Source organism: Vibrio sp. KMM 9700, assembly GCF_058545285.1.
Genome location: NZ_CM178589.1, coordinates 1,675,062 through 1,696,071 on the forward strand (window position 1 = coordinate 1,675,062; position 21,010 = coordinate 1,696,071).

Sequence of the window (21,010 nt, forward strand, 5' to 3'; positions counted from 1 at the left end):
GACCTTTCTCTGTACTTGTTAAGCGAATAGTTAAAGTTCCAGTAGATACACCTTCATACTACAACAGAATTTCATACTACAACAAAAACTTAACAAAAAAAGCCCCATCGTTTAGACAGGGCTCAATACTTACCTAATTATCACTTATAATTGTTAATGATAGGTTCTCACTTATACTTTTGGTCCGGCTTTAACGAGTGCCTGACCTTGCTCAGTATCTGTATATTGCTCAAAGTTTTTACTAAATAGCTGAGCGAGTTTTTCGGCTTTTTCTTGCCACTGCGCCGGATCTGCGTATGTGTCTCTTGGATCTAAGATACCAGTATCCACACCTTTCAGCTCAGTCGGCACCTCTAAGTCAAAAATAGGCACTTGTTTGGTTGGCGCGCTATCAATCGAACCATCTAAAATCGCATCGATAATGCCGCGCGTATCTTGAATCGAGATACGTTTGCCGGTGCCATTCCAACCTGTATTCACCAAATAAGCTTCAGCGCCGACCGTTTGCATGCGTTTGACTAACACTTCTGCATATTGAGTTGGGTGCAAGGTTAAGAAAGCTGCGCCAAATGCGGCAGAGAAAGTTGGCGTTGGCTCTGTAATGCCTCGCTCTGTGCCTGCAAGTTTGGCGGTGAAGCCTGACAAAAAGTGATACTGAGTTTGCTCTGGGGTTAGTTTTGCCACAGGCGGCAAGACTCCAAAAGCATCCGCAGTTAAGAAAATAACTTTTTGCGCATGGCCCGCTTTAGATACAGGTTTAACTACATTATCAATATGATAAATAGGGTAGGAAACACGCGTATTTTCTGTTTTAGAGCCATCATCAAAGTCAATCCGGCCTTCTGCATCTACAGTGACATTTTCAAGTAGAGCGTCGCGACGAATCGCATTATAAATATCTGGCTCAGCTTCTTTGGATAGGCGAATGGTTTTGGCGTAGCAACCACCTTCAAAGTTGAAAATACCATCATCATCCCAGCCGTGCTCATCATCACCGATTAATTGACGTTTTGGATCGGTCGAGAGGGTGGTTTTACCTGTTCCCGATAGACCGAAGAAAATCGCCACATCGCCTTTTTCACCGACGTTTGCCGAGCAGTGCATAGAGGCAATGCCTTTACGTGGCAAGAAGTAGTTCATCATGGCAAACATGCCTTTCTTCATTTCGCCGCCATACCAAGTCCCGCCAATAATTTGCAAGCGTTCAGTTAAGTTAAAGGCAATGAAGTTTTCTGAATTTAAACCATGTTTTTGCCAGTTTTTATTAGTAGCTTTAGCACCATTCATGACCACAAAATCAGGCTTAAAGGTTTCAAGCTCTTCCTCTGTTGGGCGGATGAACATGTTTTTCACAAAATGCGCTTGCCACGCAACTTCAGTAATAATACGTACGCAGATACGCGTTTCAGGGTTGGCGCCACAATAACCATCCACCACAAACAGACGCTTGTTAGAAAGCTCTTGGGTGACCAAGGTTTTTAGATCTTTCCATACAGCTTGATCAATGGCTTTATTATCATTTTTGCCTTGATCGGCCCACCAAAGCGTGTCTTTGGTTAACTCATCACGCACGATATATTTATCTTTAGGAGAGCGGCCGGTGAATTCACCAGTATCTACTGCGACAGCGCCAAGTTCAGTAAGAACTCCTTTTTCATAGCCTTGCAGTTCGGGTTTAGTTTCTTCAAAGAATAGAGTGTCATAACTAGGATTACGAATAACCTCGGTAGCGCCTGTAATACCATAGGCAGAAAGATCAAGTTGAGTGTTGACTGGGCTAGGATCGATAACTGTCATAGTATCTCCTTGTAGGGAAAGAGTAACTTCCAGAGCTCTTGCTTTTTATTTTTGCTCTTTGAGCGTTCGTGCAATTTGAGTCGTAGAAATATAGGTTGAAGTTGATTTGTTTCTGAGCTGATATTAACAATTAAGGGAGGCTAAAATTGCGTGTCAATACTGATTTTGGTTAGTTTTTAATCTAAAATAAGTCTGCAAAAATGAGAGTGTAACAGCTTATTTCTGGGAATAAAAAAGCCCTTAAATGAGTCATTATAAGGGCTTATAAATTGCTTATTTATTTAGGTTAATAAAGAATTAAAGCCTCGTTAACCTAGTGTGGTCGATTAATGCAATGTTTTCTTGTTTAAAGCGATAATTTCTTGCACATCTGAAGCATCAAATGAGTAAGTGGTACCACAATAATCACAATGCAGAGAGACTTGGCCTTCTTCTGCAATGATCTCATTGATTTCATCTGGGTTAACGCTTGCAATCGCATCTGCGCTACGCTCACGTGAACAGCCACAGAAAAATTCAACTTGTTGAGGTTCAAACACTTTAACCGTTTCTTGGTTATATAAACGATATAAGACTTCATTCGCTTCAAGGCCAAATAGCTCTTCGTTTTTAATCGTTTCGGTCAGTTTTTCTAGGTGCTCAAAATCATCTGGGCTACCTGTGCCATCAGGCATCACTTGTAACATCATGCCTGCCGCGTGCGCTTTGCCTTCAAACTCACCGGTGCGTAGCCATAAGCGTGTGCGCAATTGTTCACTACGCTCAAAGTAATCTTCCAAGCAATCGGCTAAGGTTTCACCTTCAAGACCAACAACGCCTTGATAACGCTCACCTTGATTTGGAGTAATAGTGATCACAAGGTGACCTTTGCCGATCATTTGATGCAAGCTAGCGTCTTCTGCAATCGCGTCATTCACACGAGCGACACCGCGTAGCTTCTGGTTATGATCGCCATTGATTACGACTAATGAAACAGGACCATCCCCTTGAAGTTGAAGTGTAATTGAGCCTTCAAATTTTAAGGTTGCAGTAAGCAGTGATGTTGCCACCATTAGCTCACCGAGTAGGTTTTGCACAGGTTGTGGGTATTGTTTGTTTTTTAACACTTCTTGATAAGCATTATCGAGCTGAACAAGTTCGCCGCGTGCGGATAACTCTTCAAAAAGGTAACGGTGCAATTGGTTATTTGCCATGTTTTGACTCCAAAATGGAAAGAGAGCGAAGTGGATACTTACTTTCGCTCATCTGTAATAAATTAATAAATTGCAGATCTTTACCGCAATTTAGCAGATCAAGAGTTATTGGTGTTTAAACTTGATTAAATCTCGACGTTGTTTTTTGTCCGGTCGCTTGTCTGGGCTTGGGCTATAGAGGGCATTCAATTTGTGTTTTTGCGCATCTGCTGCACGTTTTTGAATACTTTCTTCCGTTTCTCTATATAAGGTTTGTGCGATCGGTGCGCCTTGGCGTCTGTCGGATATTTTTTCAATCACAACAGTTTTTTCTTCGTTACCTTGACGCAAGCGGATTTGCGCCCCAAGTTCGACAATTTTACTTGGTTTGCTACGTTGGTCATTGTAGTGAACTTTGCCACCATCAACCATGTTACGTGCAATTGAGCGCGTTTTATAGAATCTTGCGGCCCATAGCCATTTATCAAGACGAACGCTTTGTGTCTCTGAGCTCATATATTTCTCTAAATCGATTCATTAAATGTATTGAGTAGATTTTACCAAATTCAGCCGCGACGTGGTAGAAGCTAATATGTGGAGGCGAACTAATCCAAACTCAAGGTGTCTAGGATAATTATACAAAGTTAATTCTATGTGGCTTATATAGAAAAGAGTTTTATAAAATGAGTGCTTTCACGCTTGATTCACGCGTGAGAGTGTAAATTTCAGTAAAAAGAGAAGAAATGCGAAGTAAAGCAGGCAATCTGTATGACTTTTTAGATAAAATATTCGAACAATAATACAAGTTTCGATATCATACTTAACCCAAGTCATACTGAGATTTCTTTTGTTTGTTATGATATTTCACTCATGTTCTTGTGGTTTCATCATTTTGCAAAATCAATGGACTAACTTATACCGTTTAATCAGGACGCACGCCTTTATATATTTATGCTAAATTCACAGACCCTGCAACAACACTGGCAGCATTATTCTCAACAAGCGATTCGCTCTCAAGCTGCTATTGCTCGTATTTTAACGCTTATTTTAGGTGCTTGCATTGCATGGCAGCTAGCGACCCTTGTTTGGAGTTTTTTCACGCCAAAAGCTGAGTTGCAACCTTGGTCGGCAAAAACGGTTTCAGGCCTTGAAGTAAGTGCAAGTCAAGATACTGATATCCAAGACTTATTAAGCGCAAACTTATTTGGTGAGTTTAAAGCAAGTCAAAAGCAAGCGGTCACCCCAGTAAAAGTTCAAAATGCTCCCCCTACACGCTTAAATTTAACTCTCGCAGGTGTTGTAGCAAGTTCAGATGCCGAATTTAGCTTGGCTGTTATCAGCAATAAAAATAGCCAAAATACCTATGGAATAGGTGAGAAAATTGATGGCACGAATGCCAGCTTAGTGAATGTAATGAGTGATCGCGTGATCATCAATAATCAGGGCAAAGATGAAACCTTAATGCTTGATGGGCGTGATTATGCCAAACTTTCCCAGCCAAAAGCTGCGCCAGCACCTGAACCTGAAGAGGATGCCGCGGCGCTAGATGACGACAAATTAACAAAAATCCGTGAAGAAATCATGGAAGATCCACAAGCAGTATTTCAATATATCCGTTTATCACGAGTAGAAGAAGACGAGGCTTTAAAAGGCTATCGCGTACGTCCGGGTAAATCGCGTGAGTTATTTGACTCGGTTGGCTTACAAGACGGTGATATTGCAACAGTATTAAATGGCAAAGATTTAACAGACCCAAGTGCCATGACTTCATTGCTCGCTGATGCAATGACGACTACGACTTGGAGCTTAACGGTTGAGCGGGATGGTCAACTTCATGAAATTTATATTGATTTTTAATGGTGCAATGCTGCATTAAAATAATTTGAGAACGCCTTTTGGCTTTTGGGAGTAATTAAGTGAAAAATTGGATGAAGAAGCTCACGCTCGTTTGTGCGCTTGGTCTTGCGAGTGCAGGCGCGCTTGCTAACGAGTTTAGCGCGAGCTTCAAAGGAACGGACATTCAAGAGTTTATTAACATTGTCGGTCGCAACCTAAACAAAACCATTATTATCGACCCTTCTGTGCGCGGCAAAATCGATGTACGTAGTTATGACGTCTTAAACGATGAGCAATATTATAAGTTTTTCTTAAATGTGCTGGAAGTTTATGGTTTTGCTGTGGTTGAAGCTGAAAATGGCGTGATTAAAGTTATTAAATCAAAAGATGCCAAAACAGCTGCAGTGCCAGTTGTTGGGGATGGCTCGAGTATCACTGGCGATTCTGTGATCACCCGCGTGGTGACGGTAAAAAATGTTTCGGTACGTGAGCTTTCTCCTATCTTGCGCCAATTAAACGATAATGCAGGTGCGGGCAACGTGGTGCATTATGATCCTGCCAATATTATCTTAATTACCGGTCGTGCATCCGTGGTGAACCGTCTTGCTGAAGTGATCAAGCGCGTTGACCAAGCGGGCGATAAGAGTGTTGAAGTCGTTAAACTGTATAACGCCTCTGCTGCCGAAATGGTGCGTATCGTTGATGCTCTAAATAAAAGCGCTGATGCAAAAAATACCCCTGATATTTTAAAACCGCAACTTGTGGCTGATGAGCGTACCAACTCAGTGCTGATCTCTGGTGAGCCGCAGGTGCGTTCACGCTTAAAAACTGTGATTCGCCAACTGGATGTCGAAATGGCAACCAAAGGCAATAACCGCGTGATTTATCTAAAAAATGCTAAAGCCGAAGACCTAGTCGAGGTGCTTAAAGGCGTTTCGGATAATATCAAAAAGAATAAAGGTGGTAGCACTGACGCTGGTGCTAGCTCGAGCTCGCAATTAAGTGATGATGTGACTATTTCTGCGGATCCGGGTACCAACGCCCTTGTGATCAGCGCGCCGCCAGATGTGATGAAGTCTCTTGAGTCTGTGATTGCCCAGTTAGATATTCGTCGCGCTCAAGTCTTGATTGAAGCCTTGATTGTTGAGCTTTCAGAGGCCGATGGGATTAACTTAGGTGTGCAATGGGCCAACCTTGAAGATGGTAGTGTGGTGCAATATCCAAACTCTGGCGTTTCGATTGGGCAAGTAGCTGTTGGTGTTGATGAAGCCAAAGATTTCACTGAAACTACAGCTGTTTATGATACAGATGGTAACTTCTTGCGTAATGAATCGACGACGACTCAAGGGGATTACTCGACGCTTGCCAGTGCCTTGGGCGGCGTAAGTGGCGCTGCGATTAGTATTATTTCCGGTGACTGGGCTGCGCTTGTTACTGCAGTTAGTACGGATTCAAACTCAAATATTTTATCTGCGCCAAGTATTACTGCGTTGGATAACCAAGAAGCATCTTTCATTGTGGGTGAAGAAGTGCCAGTGTTAACCGGCTCAACCGCAGGTTCGAACAATGACAACCCATTCCAAACAGTTGAACGTAAAGAAGTTGGTATCAAGCTGAACGTGACGCCTCAAATTAACGAAGGGGACTCAGTTAAACTTGAAATCGAGCAAGAAGTTTCCAACGTCTTGGGCGCAAATGGCGCGGTCGATGTTCGTTTTGCGAAACGTCAGTTAAACACTTCGGTTGTGGTGCAAGATGGTCAAATGATTGTTCTTGGCGGTTTGATTGATGAGCGCGCTCAAGAAAGCGTCTCGAAAGTGCCATTACTGGGTGATATTCCAGTGCTTGGCCACTTGTTTAAATCAACCAGCACAAGCAAAGAGAAGAAGAACTTGATGGTTTTCATCAAGCCTACAATCTTGCGTAAAGGGATGTCGGCAGATGGCCTGACTCAGCGTAAATATAACTATATTCGTGCCGAGCAAATCTACCAAGATCAAGATGGTTTAAACTTAATGCCTGATGTGTCGTCGCCAATTCTTCCTAGTTTAGGTGAAGATGTGCGTCAACCAGCAGAGCTGAGAGCTTTCTTCGATCACATCGAGAACAATTAATAAAAGGACATTGAAGTGAGTCAAATTCAAGCCACAGATTCAGATTTAGCGACAACGAGTGCAAACCCTGAATTAGATACAGATATGCCAGAGTTTGCGCATAGCTTTCGCTTGCCTTTTGCGTTTGCGAAGCGTCATCAAGTCTTGATTGAATTTGACTCGAATGCCAGCGACCTAGACGCTGCGACTAAGTTGGTTTATGTGGATCAGCTTAGCGCACCAACGCTACTTGAAATCAGACGCAGCTTAGGTCATGGCTTTAGTCCTTTACAAGTTTCAGGCTCAGAGTTTGAGAAAAAGCTAACCGATGCGTATCAAAGAGATTCTTCTGAGGCGCGTCAGTTGATGGAAGATCTTGGCGCAGATGATGACTTTTTCTCGCTTGCCGAAGAACTACCAGAAACCGAAGATTTGCTTGAATCAGAAGATGATGCGCCAATTATTAAATTGATCAACGCCATGCTGGGCGAGGCAATCAAAGAAGGCGCGTCGGATATACATATCGAAACTTTCGAAAAAGTACTCTCGATTCGTTTTCGCGTCGATGGTGTGTTGCGCGAAGTCTTAACCCCAAGTCGCAAACTTGCGCCGCTTTTGGTTTCACGTGTGAAGGTTATGTCTAAGCTAGATATTGCCGAAAAACGTGTGCCACAAGATGGGCGTATTTCACTCCGTATCGGTGGTCGCGCGGTGGATGTGCGTGTCTCGACTATGCCATCCTCGCACGGTGAACGTGTCGTAATGCGTCTGCTCGATAAAAACGCTACTCGCCTTGATTTACATAGCCTTGGCATGACAGCGCAAAACCATGCGCACTTTAGGAAATTGATTGCGCGCCCGCACGGGATCATTCTAGTGACAGGCCCAACCGGCTCAGGTAAATCCACGACCCTTTATGCCGGTTTGCAAGAACTCAACAGCAATGAGCGTAATATTCTAACCGTTGAAGATCCGATTGAATTTGATATTGACGGAATCGGTCAAACCCAAGTCAACCCAAGAGTAGATATGACCTTTGCGCGTGGCTTGCGTGCGATCTTGCGTCAAGATCCAGATGTGGTCATGGTCGGGGAAATCCGTGACCTTGAAACCGCACAAATTGGTGTTCAAGCCTCTTTAACCGGTCACCTAGTAATGTCCACTTTACACACCAATACCGCAGTGGGCGCGATTACGCGTTTACGTGATATGGGGATCGAGCCTTTCTTGATTTCATCTTCTTTACTTGGCGTACTCGCCCAGCGTCTAGTGCGTACCTTGTGCCAAGAGTGTAAGCAGCCTTATCAAGCGGATACGCAGCAGAAGAAACTCTTCAATCTTTCAGCAGCCGAAGACTTAGTCTTATATAAAGCCGATGGTTGTGAGCATTGTTATCACAAGGGTTATAAAGGCCGAACGGGCATCCATGAGCTATTGTTGGTGGACGAGCAAATTCAGTCTTTGATTCATAATGAGTCTGGTGAGCAGGCGATCGAAGAAGTCGTTCGTCAAAGCACGCCAAGTATTCGTGATGACGGCCTAGCCAAAGCGCGTCTTGGAATCACCACACTTGAAGAAGTCTTAAGAGTGACCAAGGAAGGCTAATGGCTGCGTTTGAATATAAAGCCCTCGATAGTAAAGGCAAACAAAAGAAAGGCATTTTAGAAGGCGATACAGCGCGCCAAGTGCGTCAGCGCCTCAAAGAAAAAGGTTTGATGCCAACCGAAGTGATTGAAACCAAAGCTAAGGCTAAATCACAAGGCAGCTCGAAACTTAGCTTTCAATCTGGGATCAGCACCAAAGACTTATCTTTATTGACGCGCCAATTATCTACTTTAGTCGAGGCAGGCATGCCGCTAGAAGAGTGTTTACGCGCAGTGGCTGAGCAATCAGAAAAGCCCAAAGTGCGTAATATGCTAGTAAGTGTTCGCTCACGAGTAGTCGAAGGCTATACCTTATCGGAAAGCTTGGCGGAATACCCGCATATCTTTGATAACCTATTTTGTTCTATGGTCGCTGCGGGGGAAAAATCAGGTCACCTTGAAACCGTGCTTGATCGCTTGGCCGAATATGTCGAAAATCGCCAAAAAATGCGTGGCAAGCTGCAACAAGCAATGATTTACCCAATCATGCTGACCTTGATTGCGATTGCAGTGATCTCATTTTTGCTTGCTGCCGTAGTGCCAAAAATTGTTGATCAATTTGTCCAAATGGGGCAAAGCCTGCCTTTTTCAACCCAAGTGCTCTTAGCTTCGAGTAATTTTGTTAAAGATTGGGGCTTAATTATTTTGCTCGTGATTGCAGGCAGTATTTTGCTGATAAAAACCTTGCTCAAGCAACCTAAAAAACGCCTTGCGTGGGATAAGTTTGTGCTCAGCATGCCTGTGATAGGTCGAGTCAGCAAAGGTCTAAACACCTCACGCTTTGCGCGCACACTCGCGATTTGTTCTTCAAGTGCGATTCCATTGCTTGATGGGATGAAAGTAGCTGCGCAAGTGATGAGTAACTCCCACTTTAAAGAACAAGTTTTGCAAGCCGCAGATAAAGTGCGTGAAGGTAGCAGCTTGCGCTCATCTCTTGCACAAACAAAACTTTTCCCACCTATGATGCTACACATGATCGCAAGTGGTGAACAAAGTGGTGAGTTAGAGCCTATGCTAACCCGCGCAGCAGATAACCAAGATCGTGATTTTGAATCAGGGGTCAATGTAGCGCTAGGCGTTTTTGAGCCATTATTGATAGTCTGCATGGCTGGCATCGTACTCTTTATTGTCGTCGCAACCATGATGCCAATTTTAGAGTTGAATAACTTGGTGACTCAGTAAAGTTGAATTCAAGCTATTTTGTTAAATGATGCGGTAATATCTGAGAAGGTTTAGGTAAATTAAAGCTGCTGGTGCTTCATGCCATAGAGCAAAGATTATTTATACATGGATGTATAAATGATAGTGACCAGGGATGGCTTGAACGTCTTTGCGTCATGGTAGAAGTATCAGCAGAATCATCGGAAGTTAATTTTATATTTTGTTTTTTGGAGTAAAAATGAACACACAACACAAACAAAACATGCAATCAAGACAACAAGGTCGTCAATCCGGCTTCACCTTGCTAGAAGTAATGGTTGTAATCGTGATCTTAGGTGTATTGGCAAGCTTAGTTGTGCCTAACTTATTAGGAAACAAAGAAAAAGCAGATACACAAAAATCAGTTTCAGACATCATAGCGATCGAAAATGCGCTCGATATGTATAAACTCGATAACAGCACCTACCCAACCACAGACCAAGGTCTTGAAGCGCTTGTAAGCAAACCATCATCAAGCCCAGAGCCACGTAAATATCGTGACGGTGGTTACATTAAACGCCTACCAAAAGATGCATGGGGTTATGATTATCAATACCTAAGTCCTGGCGATAAAGGCTCAATTGATATCTTTACCCTTGGCGCAGACAACCAAGAAGGTGGTGAAGGCGCGAATCAGGATATCGGGAATTGGAATATCCAAGACTTCCAATAAAATCTTCTTTGTCCTGAAAGCTACAGCTGTGTTAGCTGCGCTCGTTCGACCTAATCATATATTCTTATATGCTTTTAGGCTCTCACTTGCTTGCTGCCTTGCTGTAGCATTCATGACTTTGAAGATTGAGTCTTTTGCTTTTAACACAGAACATACTTATGAAACCACTCGCACGCCAAGCAGGCTTTACATTACTAGAAATCATGCTCGTTGTTGTACTTATGGCAACGATGGCGATGTTAGTGGTTCAAACCTTGCCAGCATCTGATAACGATGATGCCAAAGAGCAAGCCACAGCGCTTTATCACAAACTGCAATTACTCAGTGATGATGCCATGCTAAACGGCCGAGATTACGGCCTACGTTTAGATGAAAACGAACAATCAGGGAAAGCATATACATTTATGCTGCTCGGCCAAGAAGGTTGGGACGAAATCCCAGAAGAAAACAAATTCTATCACCCTGTTGAATTAGATGGCGGGCTTAGCTACGAATATGAACTTGGTGGTAAAGCTTGGGAAGATAACGAAAGTTTATTTAACCCAGGTGATTTATTTGAAGAAAGCAAGTTTGAAGACGAAGAAGAAAAAAAAGCCAAGCCGCCACAAATTTATGTGCTTTCAAGTGGCGAAATCACGCCAGTGCGAATTGCTTTTAACGAATCAGGCCAAAGTGGCCCTGAGCAGTGGCGAGTTTTGATTGCTGAATCTGGGCTTATTTATTTACTTGCGCCAGATGAAGAAGATCCTGAGCTTGATGGAGAGAATAAATGAAGTCTCAGATTAAGCCGCAACAAGGCATGACACTCCTTGAAGTCTTGGTTGCATTAGCCATATTTGCAACCGCAGCATTGAGTATTTTTCGCGCCGTGGGCATGCATATTCAAACCTTGAGCTATTTAGAAGAAAAAACATTTGCCAGCATGGTGGTTGATAACCAATTAGCCTTACTTCAACTCGAAGATAGCGCCCCGAAAAGCGAGCTGCGTGGCGAAGAAGAAATGGCAGGTCAAACTTGGTATTGGACGATCACACCGATAAAAACAGCATTGGATTATGTTCGCGCTGTGGATGTGACAGTGGGCTTAGATCCGAGCCGTAAGCAAGAAGTACTAACGGTGAGAACTTATGTCCCAGCAAGCTAATCCAAACAGTGATTTAAGGCTAAATAAGTCCAAAAATAAAGGTTTTAGCTTAATCGAAGTTTTGGTTGCGATCACCATTTTCGCAGCGCTCAGCCTCGCGGGTTATCAGGTGCTTAACCAAACTCAGCGTAGCAATCAAATCTCGCTTGAGAAAACGAACCGTATGCAAGCACTGCAACGTGCAGTGATCATGCTTGATAACGATTTTCGACAAATGGTTGGACGCACCTTCGTACATGAAGGTGAGGCAACTGAAGGCCTATATCTCTTGCAAGGTGAGCAAGTCATAGATTCTGATACCGAAGGTCTATTATTTATCCGTCTTGGTTGGCAAAACCCTGAATCTGCGTTTCCAAGAGGGGATGTGCTCAAAGTCGGTTATCGTTTAAAAGCCGATCAGCTTGAGCGAGTATGGTGGCGCTACCCAGATACACCGGCCGGCGTTGAGCCTTTAGTGCGACCGATTTTAGATAAAGTTGAAAAACTGAGCTTTCGTTTTTATAACGGCACTACTTGGGTCAATGAATGGAAGTTTCAAGAGATGATGCCACGTGCGCTTGAGGTGACCTTAAGCCTTGAAGATTATGGCGATATCAAGCGTATTTATGATATTCCAAACCAAGATACGAGCGCCGATACAGGACAAGATGATGACGATCAAGACGACTCATAAACCTCAACCGCTGGGTAAGCGACAAAGAGGCGTCGCACTGATTTTTATCTTGCTAATTATAGCTGTGCTTGCCGGCCTTGCTGCGAGCATGACAGAGCGTATGTCACGCCAATTTCATCGTGCGACAAACCTGATTTCACATCAGCAGGCTTATTGGTATGCGATTGGTGTTGAGTCCTTAGCACAAGTCGGTTTGAGCGAAACATTTGAACAAGATTCAGATACAGTCAACCTTAGCCAAGCATGGGCAATTGATAATCAAGAATATCCGCTTGATTACGGGGTCGCCCGCGGCTCAATGCGTGATGCACAAGCTTGCTTTAACTTAAACGCCTTAGCTGGGGTGAGTAAGCCTGAAACACCAAATGAACGCCCATATTTAGTAGAAGTGCTGCAATATATGCTCGAAGAGTCTGGGGTCGATAGTTATGAAGCCGAGCAGGCTGCTGATTCTGCATGGGAATTTGTTGATAGCGACGATCAAACACAATCTCAATCAGGTGTAGAATCAAGTAGTTATGAAGCTTTACAACCCGCTTATCAAGCGCCGAATGGTCTCTTGGTGGACAAAACCGAATTACGCGCCGTAATGGGGGTTTCAGCGCCAGCGATGCAGCGTTTATTACCGGCTTTATGCGCTTTACCAAACACAGAGCTGTCGGTTAATGTGAATACTTTAAAGCCTGAGCAAGCGATAGTGCTGCAAGCCTTGTATCAGCCAGATTTAAGTTTAGATGATGCGCGCACTTTAATTGAAGATCGTCCTTATGATGGCTGGGATAGCATCGAAGCCTTTAGTGCAGAGCCACAAATTTCAAGCATCAATGCACAAGTACAAAGCGAAGCTGAGAATTATTTAACTGTAGATAGTCAATATTTCGAGCTAGATGTAGATATTTTAGTAGATGAATCCAGAGTTAGGCTAAGGAGCCTTATGTATACCGCGGACAAACAAGACATTCAAATTATTAGCCGCCAGTTAGGAGGAGTTCGTGAACGAGTTTCTGATAGTCAAACTGAGCAATAAACCAACTCAAGTAATTCCTTGGCTCGTTTGGTCTCAAATCGATAAAAATGTGATCGCCTCTGGTGAGATCAGTGAGCGTGCGTCATTGGCAGATCTTGCCCATTATACGCAATCAAGTACGCTAGCATCACCTGGCTCAAAACAATCGGGTAATACAGTGCGTCAAGTCATCGCCTTAATGCCAACGAGCCAAGTGTTGATTTCACAAGTGCAGATCCCAACCGGTGCGGCGCGTCAGCTTGATAACATGTTGCCATTTTTAATGGAAGACTTACTGACCCAAGATATTGATGAGATGCACTTTAGCGTTTTAAATAAAACGGCTGATAAAGCCGTTGTTGCAAGCATGGAGCGAGATGTGCTTAAAGCTTGGCTCGATGACTTTAAAGCGGCGGGGATAGGTTTAAGCAAAATCTTACCTGATGCACTGGCGCTCCCTTTTAAAGATGATCATGTTTCAGCGATGCCATTTTTTAGTCAATCTGAGGTTGCCGATCAATGGCTGTTACGTCAAGGTGAGTTTAAAGCTGCTAGCGTTGAATCTCAGTGGTTAGGGTTATTTTTATCCTCAGGTTGGATGATGCCTGAAGGGGATAAAGTTGCCTTAACTGACTTAGATGTTGAAGGCGAAATGGATGACAGCTTAGCTGCAGAAGATGTAAATCAACAAGCTGAAAACGGTGAACAAGCGGGTTTAATTAAAGTTGATTGCTACGGTCCTTTGCCAGATAAGTCGCAAGAGTTACCCGGTAAGTGGCAACAAGCAGACTATGCCAATCTTGCTTTAGCGCAACTGGCAACCCAAGCTGTGGCATCGAAAACAAACTTGCTCACTGGTGAGTTTAAACCACAAGCACAATGGCGTAAGCACTTACTTACTTGGCGTAAGGTAGCGATTGCGGCTGGGGTTTTATTTGCAGTCACCTTAGGCCAAAAATGGATGACACTTAATCAAGTTCAAGACCAATATCAAGCTTATAAAGCTGAAAATGAGCGTATCTTTAGAGCTGCACTACCGGGGAGAACCAAGATCCCAACGGTGAGTTATTTAAAACGTGAAATGGAAAATGAACTCGCGGCCATGTCAGGTGGTGAAAGTGCAGCCTCTGCGATGGCATGGGTGGCAAAAATTCCGGCCGCACTTAAAACCGCGCCAAGCATGCAAGTTTTAGGCGTCAAATATGACGGTCAGCGCCGTGAATTGAGTATTCAGGCGGTCGGTGATGATTTCCAACCTTTTGAGCAGTTACGTAGTGAACTGGCTAAAAGTTTTGCCGTGGAGCAAGGCCAGTTAACCCGTAGTAATGACAAAGTGTTTGGTAGTTATACGCTAACAGAGATGGGTGGATAGGACAGCATGAATGAACTAAAACAATGGTGGAGCAGCACCTCACAACGCGAACGTCGCATGCTGATAGCCGCTGGTGTTATTCTATTAATTGGTTGTTTTTATTGGCTTATTTATCAGCCTTTAAATAGCAAGATTGAACTTGCGAATAATCAACTAAGATCTGAGCAAGCACTTAATTCTTGGGTGGTGGAAAAAGCCAATGCGATCACCACATTACGTCGTCAAGGTGGGGTTGGGCGCAAGGTGTCAGATCAGCCGCTTAACCAAATTATTTCGGTCACGGCCTCTCGCCATCGAGTTGAATTAGTGCGCATGCAACCGCGCGATCAAATGGTTCAAGTCTGGGTCCAGCCACTCGCCTTTAACAATTTAGTCGATTGGCTTGATGACCTAAAAACCAACCAAGGGTTGAATGTTTTATATTTAGATATCAAAGCATCCGATACTCCAGGTATGGTTGAAGTGGACAGATTGCAACTAGAGCGAGGCTAAGATGAAATTAAAACTTAGCTATATAATTGGTTTTATTGTTATTTTTCTTGTTAGCCTGATCCTTCATATTCCTGCTAGCTTGGTATATCAATGGCTGCCTAAAGCACCTGGGGTGAAGCTTTCTGCGATAAGCGGCACGCCTTGGAAGGGGCAAGCGGCAGGGCTTGAGGTAGACAAACAACAAGTTGGCAGCCTATCATGGGATCTACAGGCGCTTAAATTGTTAACTGCAAATATTGAATATAATGTCAAAGTATCAGGTCAAACAAGCTCACTAGGCTTAACTGCGAAAGCAAATATTGGCGTTGGTTTTGGTGGTCTTTACGCAGCGGATGTGATTGCAAGCATGCCAGCCCAAGCGGCATTGAATTTAGCTAAATTGCCAAAATCGATACCTGTGACGGCGCAAGGTAGATTAGAGCTTAGCATGCCAGAATTTAATTATGCTGCGCCTTGGTGTGATAGTGCTCAAGCTGATCTTGTCTGGGTCCGTCCGAGAGTAATTAACCCTTTGGGGGATTTAGCCGTTGAGCGTATTCCGGCAAAAGTGAGTTGTGAGGCAAGTACACTGACATTAATTGGTGGCCAAGATGATCCGCAAGTAAGTAGTCACTTTAATATTAAAGCCGAGCCAGCAGGGGCAAACCCTATGCGCGGCAGCTACCAAGTGAGCGCTTGGTTTAAGCCTGGAGCTGAGTTTCCACAAGGCTTGAATGAGCAGCTTTCTTGGCTTGGTCAAGCGAATAACCAAGGTCAGTACCCGTTTAATTTCACGGGGCGATTTTAATTTTTAGACAGGTTTATATTATGGCAAATTCTACTTCGAACGCACCTAAGATCTTGGAAAAAAAAGTGGTGGCACAATCTAAGCTGTTCACCATTGAGTCGCTTGATCTTGAGTTTTCTAACGGTGAACGCAGAATTTATGAGCGTATGAAACCTTCGAAGCGCCAAGGCGTGATGGTCGTGCCTGTGACCAAAGAAGGGGACTTGCTACTTATCCGTGAATATGGCGCTGCGACTGAGCGTTATGAACTGGGTTTTCCAAAAGGCTTGGTTGATCAAGGTGAAGCACCTATTGAAGCGGCTAACCGCGAACTAAAAGAAGAAATTGGTAAAGGTGCGAAGCAGCTTACACCATTAAAGGAAGTCGTTTTAGCGCCGAGCTATTTCTCAAGCAAGATGATGATTTATCTCGCCCAAGACTTATATGATGAACAGCTTATCGGTGATGAGCCAGAGCCGTTAGAGGTGGTGCGTTGGCCACTTGCACAAGCCGAGGAGCTGTATACGCATGCAGACTTTGAAGAGTCTCGCAGTATTACGGCGCTGACTTTTGCTTTACGCTATTTAGCTTAACCCGATGCCGCTGCTGATTGGGCTATTTTATTTTCTACTTAAAATCTTACGGATAACAAGAGAAAATGAGATATGCCCAAGGCTTGTGAGAAATACCCAGTAGACTGCTCTTGTATAATATTCATTTTTATATAAAACTAAGATTTCAAAGATAAAAATGAAGGATGATAATTATGAGCCAGTCACGTCAAGATCTCTCCCATCTGATCCCTCAAGTGATAGAGCTTGCCCGCAAGGCAGGTCAATGCATTCTTTCTATTTATCAAAATAAAGACTATACCGCTTATACCAAAGAAGATGATACGCCGGTGACGACTGCTGACTATGCTGCGCACAAGATGATCGTTCAAGGTTTAAGTGAGCTGACCCCAAATATCCCAATTCTCTCAGAAGAAGATGCAGACATAGATTTAGCCGAGCGTAATCAATGGGATAGATATTGGCTAGTCGATCCACTTGATGGCACTCAAGAGTTTATTGCGCGCAGTGGTGACTTTGCTACTGTGATTGCGCTTGTTGAATATAATCAACCTGTAATGGGCGTGGTGTATGCACCAGTTTCAGGCGTGACTTACTTTGCTTATTTGGACAAAGGTGCATGGAAAATCCCAGAAATGGGCGATAGTATCCGCATTCATAGCCATAAACATCAATCTGATCATGAGTCGATTTCGATTGCAATTAGCCGTAGGCAAGATATCGACCGAATCACCAGTCAATTAATCCCTGAGCGTAATTATGAGCTAGTGCCGCTAGGCAGTGCAGCATTGAAGTCTTGCTTGGTTGCAGAAGGCGCAGTGGATTGTTACTTGCGTCTAGGGCCGACAGGGGAGTGGGATACAGCAGCGACTCAGTGCATAGTGCAAGAAGCGGGTGGACGTATTTTATCCACCCAACTTGAGCCTTTGTCTTACAACCTAAGGGAAACCTTAGAGAACCCCAACTTTATTGTGCTGGGTGATGTTGATCTGGATTGGCAGAATATCTTGAGCCCTTGCGTTGACCATCGGGCATTGTCTTAAAGCGTTTGTGTAACCACATCCATTGGGTGATCCCCTCAAGGATTTGCTTCTCAACCGTTTTATTCATATAAGCGGCGGCGCCTTTGGTATCTTTATACGGAAAGTCTGGGCTGATATCTTCCCAGATTTTTAGCTGATAGCGGCCATTTTCACGAAAACTCGTAATCGGCAATATCACGCATTTGCTCGCATTGACTAAAATGCTGGTGCCGATGGTGGTGCTCGCTTCTTCTACCGCAAAGAAAGGCGCAAACTCTGTATTACGATCACCATAGTCGTGGTCTGGTAAATAAAACAATTTGTAGCCTTTACGTAAAATCTTGATCATACCTTTTGCATCGTTACGATCGACCATAATGTTACCGTTACGAGTGCGGCCCCAGTGCTGAATAAAGTTATATGCTGGGTTTTTATGCGGGCGATATACGCCATAACCCGGTGAGTATAAAGCACAAGCACGGGCTGCAATTTCAAGGTTTAACGCATGCACAGCAGAGATGAGGCAACCACGGTTATCCTTATCTACTTTAAGCATACGTTCTATATTATGTGTATCAAGGATACGTTTTAGACGCCAATCAGGCCAAAACCAAGCAATGGCCGATTCGAAAATAGCGAAACCTGTATTTTTGAAGTTTTCCTCAACGATACGTTCGCGCTCCTCACTTGGCATATCCGGAAAACTCAACTCTAAATTGCGTCTTGCAACATGCACGCGATCTTTAGCAAAAGACATAGATAGCTTACCAAAGCCGCGTCCTAGCCAATATTGCACCTTATACGGCAAGATATTGGTTAAGATGGCAACAAGCGCAAAACCAAGCCATATACCCCAATATTTAGGGTGGAAGAGGGCAAGAGTTAGCACTGGTGCTTGGTGTTTTGTGAGGTTTTCTTCTTTAGTTATCATTGGCTTATCCAAAAATTAGCTATGAACTTTGATTCGGGCTAGATAATTTGCGATTCAAATAGTTGCCATTGAGTATCAAAGTCTTCTGTTGGAAGGTATTTAAAATTTGAACGAACAAAACGATTGAGTTTACCTTCATACAGACTTACAAGCTGCGCAGCAAGGATGCGTTCATCCACAGGAAAGCCTTGTTGCTCGCGAATTTTACGCTCGCGTAGAACTTGTTTGAGCTGAACTTCGATACGTTCGAATAATTGATTGATACGAATACGTAGACGATCATTTTCAAACATTAGTGCATGTCCTGACATAATGCGGGCTAAACCTGGGTTTTTCTCTGCAAATGTCAACAAGAAGTGCATCAAAGCGCGCACGCGCGTAATGGTATCTGTTTCGTTTTCTAAAATACGATTCATATAACCAAATGAAGACTCTTCGATAAATTCAATTAAGCCTTCAAACATACGAGCTTTACTTGGAAAGTGACGATACAGCGCAGCTTCAGAAACGCCGACCTGTTTAGCCAATTTAGCTGTGGTTATGCGAGAAGCTCCATCCGTAGACTCTAGCATGTGCGCAAGCGCTTGAAGAATTTCGTCACGACGATTAGGTTTACGTGAACCGGCCATGCGGTATTTCCTTATTCATTATGATGGTTAAGTGGTTATTCTATGAAAATTAATCCTTTTTCGACAAGATAAAACTACTAGCTGCGTCCAGAGTGACCAAAGCCACCTTCACCACGTTCACTTGTATCAAAATCTTCGACAATATTAAATTGAGCTTGTACCACAGGGACAAAGACAAGCTGTGCGATGCGATCGCCAATTTCAATGGTAAAGCTGTCTTGACCTCGGTTCCAAACCGAAACCATTAATTGACCTTGATAGTCTGAATCGATAAGACCAACCAAGTTACCTAAAACGATGCCATGCTTATGTCCAAGACCAGAGCGAGGTAAAATCACAGCAGCAAGGCTAGGATCGCCAATATGAATCGCAAGACCTGTTGGGATCAAGTGAGTTTCACCCGGTGCAATAGTAAGGCTTTGCTCTAAACAAGCACGTAAATCTAGGCCCGCAGAGCCTGGCGTTGCATAATTTGGCAAAGGAAAGTCCGTGCCAATGCGAGCGTCAAGAATCTTAACGTCGATAGCAAGATTTGTATTTTGTGTCATGGTAAAAATCCAGTTTACTCAATATGTAAGAAGGCAGAGCTGTTGCTCGAGAGGGCAATTATACCCAAATCATTAAAATATGGCTGTAGATTTCTCGCTTATTTTCACGCTAAATCTTAGCCATATTTTCGTGTCGTGTGTGCCGTTTTAACTTAGTTTTGCTTGATACTGTGCAAAAACTTCCTCAAGTAGTTGATAAGCAAGTTTTTCTTTGCTGCTTACGGCCAGCGCTTTATCACCATTTGGCCAGTATAGATGCAAGGCATTATCTGAGCTATTAAAGCCTAAACCTGCCACGGACACATCATTGGCGCAGATAAAATCAAGGTTTTTCTTTGCCAATTTGCTCTTCGCATAATGGGCAAGGTCTTGGGTTTCTGCGGCAAAGCCAACAGTAAACGGACGCTGCTCGGTTAGCCCTGCAACAGAGGCAATAATGTCTGGATTTTTCACCAGTTCAATGCGCATGGCATCATTATCTTCAGTTTTCTTGATTTTTTGCTCTGCAATCTGTGCTACGCGATAATCTGCCACCGCAGCGCAACCAATAAATATATCTTGGCTTGTGGCGCATTCAAGGGCGGCTTGATGCATTTGCTCAGCGCTTTCAACTTGAATTAAATTCACGCCTTGTGGCGCGCTAATAGTGACTGGCCCTGAGATTAAAGTCACCTTCGCGCCTAAATCAAGCGCAGCTTTGGCAATCGAGTAACCCATTTTTCCCGAGCTATGGTTAGAAATATAACGCACAGGATCGATCGCCTCACGGGTCGGGCCTGCGGTCACAGTTAACTTTAAGCCTTGCAAGATTTGTGCTTGTGGCGTGAAAAATTCTTCACAATGTGCCACTAACTGCATGGGCTCAAGCATGCGGCCCGCACCTACATCGCCACAAGCTTGCACGCCAGCGCCAGGGCCCCAAATCATCATCTGACGCGCAGCCAATACTTGAATATTTTCTTGCGTCGCAGGATTGGCATACATTTGCTGGTTCATCGCAGGCGCGACAGCAACCGGTGCATCAGAGGCAAGCACTAAAGTAGTCAGTAAATCATTACCCATCCCCGCACGAACCCGTGCAATTAAGTCAGCAGTGGCAGGAGCAAGCAAGATAAGATCAGCCCATTTTGCCAATTCAATGTGCCCCATAGAGGCCTCAGCGCTAGAATCAAGCAGACTATCCGAAACAGGGCTTCCTGAAACCGCTTGCATCGTTAAAGGTGTAATAAATTCTTTCGCAGCAGGCGTCATCACGACTTGCACCTTAGCACCACGCTCAATCAATCTGCGCGTCAAATCAGCGCATTTATAAGCCGCAATCCCACCAGAGATACCGAGCAGGATGTTTTTCCCCGCTAAAGTTTGCGCAATGCTAGAAGGCGATGCACTCGAATGTTGTGAATCATGAGAAGAAGTTGTCAGGCTCATTGTTTCGTCTCTA

The 21,010-nt window shown here is 43.9% G+C and carries 21 protein-coding genes; 14 read left to right on the plus strand and 7 right to left on the minus strand.

From position 1 onward, the window contains the following. Positions 1-171 precede the first annotated feature (171 nt). From pckA to hslR, 3 genes are all read right to left on the minus strand, one after another. Positions 172-1,797, minus strand: coding sequence for a phosphoenolpyruvate carboxykinase (ATP) (pckA, locus tag AC2VOY_RS07455; protein ID WP_491830677.1), 1,626 nt, complete (start codon positions 1,795-1,797; stop codon positions 172-174). Between the two features lie 326 nt (positions 1,798-2,123). Beyond that, positions 2,124-2,990, minus strand: a complete 867-nt coding sequence (gene hslO, locus AC2VOY_RS07460; RefSeq protein WP_491830678.1) for an Hsp33 family molecular chaperone HslO — start codon at positions 2,988-2,990, stop codon at positions 2,124-2,126. Positions 2,991-3,095: 105 nt separating this feature from the next. Continuing rightward, the gene (hslR, locus tag AC2VOY_RS07465) at positions 3,096-3,485 is read right to left on the minus strand and encodes a ribosome-associated heat shock protein Hsp15 (RefSeq protein WP_491830679.1); all 390 of its coding nucleotides are present in this window, start codon (positions 3,483-3,485) and stop codon (positions 3,096-3,098) included. 435 nt (positions 3,486-3,920) lie between these two features. On the opposite strand from hslR, the gene gspC reads away from it, so the two are divergent. The 14 genes from gspC to cysQ all read left to right on the plus strand — a co-directional run bounded on the left by gspC (position 3,921) and on the right by cysQ (position 17,482). Next, positions 3,921-4,826, plus strand: a complete 906-nt coding sequence (gspC, locus tag AC2VOY_RS07470; RefSeq protein WP_491830680.1) for a type II secretion system protein GspC — start codon at positions 3,921-3,923, stop codon at positions 4,824-4,826. Positions 4,827-4,885: 59 nt separating this feature from the next. Next, positions 4,886-6,919, plus strand: a complete 2,034-nt coding sequence (gspD, locus tag AC2VOY_RS07475; RefSeq protein WP_491830681.1) for a type II secretion system secretin GspD — start codon at positions 4,886-4,888, stop codon at positions 6,917-6,919. An 84-nt stretch (positions 6,920-7,003) separates the two neighbouring features. Then, positions 7,004-8,503 (plus strand): type II secretion system ATPase GspE, encoded by a 1,500-nt coding sequence (gspE, locus tag AC2VOY_RS07480; protein ID WP_491833045.1) that lies wholly within the window; start codon positions 7,004-7,006, stop codon positions 8,501-8,503. Further along, positions 8,503-9,723, plus strand: coding sequence for a type II secretion system inner membrane protein GspF (gene gspF / locus AC2VOY_RS07485; RefSeq protein ID WP_491830682.1), 1,221 nt, complete (start codon positions 8,503-8,505; stop codon positions 9,721-9,723). The genes gspE and gspF overlap by 1 nt, the downstream gene beginning before the upstream one ends. A gap of 241 nt (positions 9,724-9,964) precedes the next feature. Beyond that, complete coding sequence (gene gspG / locus AC2VOY_RS07490; RefSeq protein ID WP_491833047.1) at positions 9,965-10,414, plus strand: type II secretion system major pseudopilin GspG; 450 nt, start codon at positions 9,965-9,967, stop codon at positions 10,412-10,414. A gap of 158 nt (positions 10,415-10,572) precedes the next feature. Beyond that, positions 10,573-11,187 carry a type II secretion system minor pseudopilin GspH gene (gene gspH / locus AC2VOY_RS07495; RefSeq protein ID WP_491830684.1) on the plus strand — a complete coding sequence of 205 codons (615 nt, stop codon included), beginning with the start codon at positions 10,573-10,575 and terminating at the stop codon, positions 11,185-11,187. After that, complete coding sequence (gspI, locus tag AC2VOY_RS07500; protein ID WP_491830685.1) at positions 11,184-11,558, plus strand: type II secretion system minor pseudopilin GspI; 375 nt, start codon at positions 11,184-11,186, stop codon at positions 11,556-11,558. Before gspH ends, gspI begins: the two co-directional genes overlap by 4 nt. After that, complete coding sequence (gene gspJ, locus AC2VOY_RS07505) at positions 11,542-12,231, plus strand: type II secretion system minor pseudopilin GspJ (protein ID WP_491830687.1); 690 nt, start codon at positions 11,542-11,544, stop codon at positions 12,229-12,231. Before gspI ends, gspJ begins: the two co-directional genes overlap by 17 nt. After that, positions 12,206-13,258, plus strand: coding sequence for a type II secretion system minor pseudopilin GspK (gspK, locus tag AC2VOY_RS07510; protein WP_491830689.1), 1,053 nt, complete (start codon positions 12,206-12,208; stop codon positions 13,256-13,258). The genes gspJ and gspK overlap by 26 nt, the downstream gene beginning before the upstream one ends. Further along, the gene (gene gspL / locus AC2VOY_RS07515; RefSeq protein WP_491830690.1) at positions 13,224-14,609 is read left to right on the plus strand and encodes a type II secretion system protein GspL; all 1,386 of its coding nucleotides are present in this window, start codon (positions 13,224-13,226) and stop codon (positions 14,607-14,609) included. The genes gspK and gspL overlap by 35 nt, the downstream gene beginning before the upstream one ends. Before the next feature lie 6 nt (positions 14,610-14,615). Continuing rightward, positions 14,616-15,101 carry a type II secretion system protein M gene (locus tag AC2VOY_RS07520; protein ID WP_491830691.1) on the plus strand — a complete coding sequence of 162 codons (486 nt, stop codon included), beginning with the start codon at positions 14,616-14,618 and terminating at the stop codon, positions 15,099-15,101. Between the two features lies 1 nt (position 15,102). Then, entirely contained in the window at positions 15,103-15,888 is a 786-nt protein-coding gene (locus AC2VOY_RS07525) for a type II secretion system protein N (RefSeq protein WP_491830692.1), read from the plus strand. Positions 15,889-15,908: 20 nt separating this feature from the next. Next, positions 15,909-16,460 (plus strand): ADP compounds hydrolase NudE, encoded by a 552-nt coding sequence (gene nudE, locus AC2VOY_RS07530; RefSeq protein WP_491830694.1) that lies wholly within the window; start codon positions 15,909-15,911, stop codon positions 16,458-16,460. Positions 16,461-16,633: 173 nt separating this feature from the next. Then, positions 16,634-17,482 carry a 3'(2'),5'-bisphosphate nucleotidase CysQ gene (gene cysQ, locus AC2VOY_RS07535; protein ID WP_491830696.1) on the plus strand — a complete coding sequence of 283 codons (849 nt, stop codon included), beginning with the start codon at positions 16,634-16,636 and terminating at the stop codon, positions 17,480-17,482. Here cysQ and lpxL read toward each other — a convergent pair. From lpxL to coaBC, 4 genes are all read right to left on the minus strand, one after another. Further along, the gene (gene lpxL / locus AC2VOY_RS07540; protein WP_491830698.1) at positions 17,406-18,392 is read right to left on the minus strand and encodes an LpxL/LpxP family Kdo(2)-lipid IV(A) lauroyl/palmitoleoyl acyltransferase; all 987 of its coding nucleotides are present in this window, start codon (positions 18,390-18,392) and stop codon (positions 17,406-17,408) included. The two genes, cysQ and lpxL, sit on opposite strands and share 77 nt — an antisense overlap. A 38-nt stretch (positions 18,393-18,430) precedes the next feature. Then, a complete protein-coding gene (gene slmA, locus AC2VOY_RS07545) occupies positions 18,431-19,021 on the minus strand; it encodes a nucleoid occlusion factor SlmA (protein WP_491830700.1) in 591 nt (196 codons plus the stop codon). A 77-nt stretch (positions 19,022-19,098) separates the two neighbouring features. Continuing rightward, a complete protein-coding gene (gene dut / locus AC2VOY_RS07550; RefSeq protein WP_491830701.1) occupies positions 19,099-19,569 on the minus strand; it encodes a dUTP diphosphatase in 471 nt (156 codons plus the stop codon). A gap of 147 nt (positions 19,570-19,716) precedes the next feature. Further along, positions 19,717-20,997 (minus strand): bifunctional phosphopantothenoylcysteine decarboxylase/phosphopantothenate--cysteine ligase CoaBC, encoded by a 1,281-nt coding sequence (coaBC, locus tag AC2VOY_RS07555; RefSeq protein WP_491830703.1) that lies wholly within the window; start codon positions 20,995-20,997, stop codon positions 19,717-19,719. Positions 20,998-21,010 lie beyond the last annotated feature (13 nt).

What these genes read in the sequence shown, in the direction of transcription:
- gspH (WP_491830684.1), top strand. Translation starts at nt 10,573, where the DNA reads ATGAAACCACTCGCACGCCAAGCAGGCTTTACATTACTAGAAATCATG.
- gspG (WP_491833047.1), top strand. Translation starts at nt 9,965, where the DNA reads ATGCAATCAAGACAACAAGGTCGTCAATCCGGCTTCACCTTGCTAGAA.
- gspE (WP_491833045.1), top strand. Translation starts at nt 7,004, where the DNA reads ATGCCAGAGTTTGCGCATAGCTTTCGCTTGCCTTTTGCGTTTGCGAAG.
- AC2VOY_RS07525 (WP_491830692.1), top strand. Translation starts at nt 15,103, where the DNA reads ATGAAATTAAAACTTAGCTATATAATTGGTTTTATTGTTATTTTTCTT.
- dut (WP_491830701.1), bottom strand. Translation starts at nt 19,569, where the DNA reads ATGACACAAAATACAAATCTTGCTATCGACGTTAAGATTCTTGACGCT.
- lpxL (WP_491830698.1), bottom strand. Translation starts at nt 18,392, where the DNA reads ATGATAACTAAAGAAGAAAACCTCACAAAACACCAAGCACCAGTGCTA.
- cysQ (WP_491830696.1), top strand. Translation starts at nt 16,634, where the DNA reads ATGAGCCAGTCACGTCAAGATCTCTCCCATCTGATCCCTCAAGTGATA.
- AC2VOY_RS07520 (WP_491830691.1), top strand. Translation starts at nt 14,616, where the DNA reads ATGAATGAACTAAAACAATGGTGGAGCAGCACCTCACAACGCGAACGT.
- slmA (WP_491830700.1), bottom strand. Translation starts at nt 19,021, where the DNA reads ATGGCCGGTTCACGTAAACCTAATCGTCGTGACGAAATTCTTCAAGCG.
- gspI (WP_491830685.1), top strand. Translation starts at nt 11,184, where the DNA reads ATGAAGTCTCAGATTAAGCCGCAACAAGGCATGACACTCCTTGAAGTC.
- hslR (WP_491830679.1), bottom strand. Translation starts at nt 3,485, where the DNA reads ATGAGCTCAGAGACACAAAGCGTTCGTCTTGATAAATGGCTATGGGCC.
- gspC (WP_491830680.1), top strand. Translation starts at nt 3,921, where the DNA reads ATGCTAAATTCACAGACCCTGCAACAACACTGGCAGCATTATTCTCAA.
- coaBC (WP_491830703.1), bottom strand. Translation starts at nt 20,997, where the DNA reads ATGAGCCTGACAACTTCTTCTCATGATTCACAACATTCGAGTGCATCG.
- gspF (WP_491830682.1), top strand. Translation starts at nt 8,503, where the DNA reads ATGGCTGCGTTTGAATATAAAGCCCTCGATAGTAAAGGCAAACAAAAG.
- nudE (WP_491830694.1), top strand. Translation starts at nt 15,909, where the DNA reads ATGGCAAATTCTACTTCGAACGCACCTAAGATCTTGGAAAAAAAAGTG.
- hslO (WP_491830678.1), bottom strand. Translation starts at nt 2,990, where the DNA reads ATGGCAAATAACCAATTGCACCGTTACCTTTTTGAAGAGTTATCCGCA.
- pckA (WP_491830677.1), bottom strand. Translation starts at nt 1,797, where the DNA reads ATGACAGTTATCGATCCTAGCCCAGTCAACACTCAACTTGATCTTTCT.
- gspK (WP_491830689.1), top strand. Translation starts at nt 12,206, where the DNA reads ATGATGACGATCAAGACGACTCATAAACCTCAACCGCTGGGTAAGCGA.
- gspJ (WP_491830687.1), top strand. Translation starts at nt 11,542, where the DNA reads ATGTCCCAGCAAGCTAATCCAAACAGTGATTTAAGGCTAAATAAGTCC.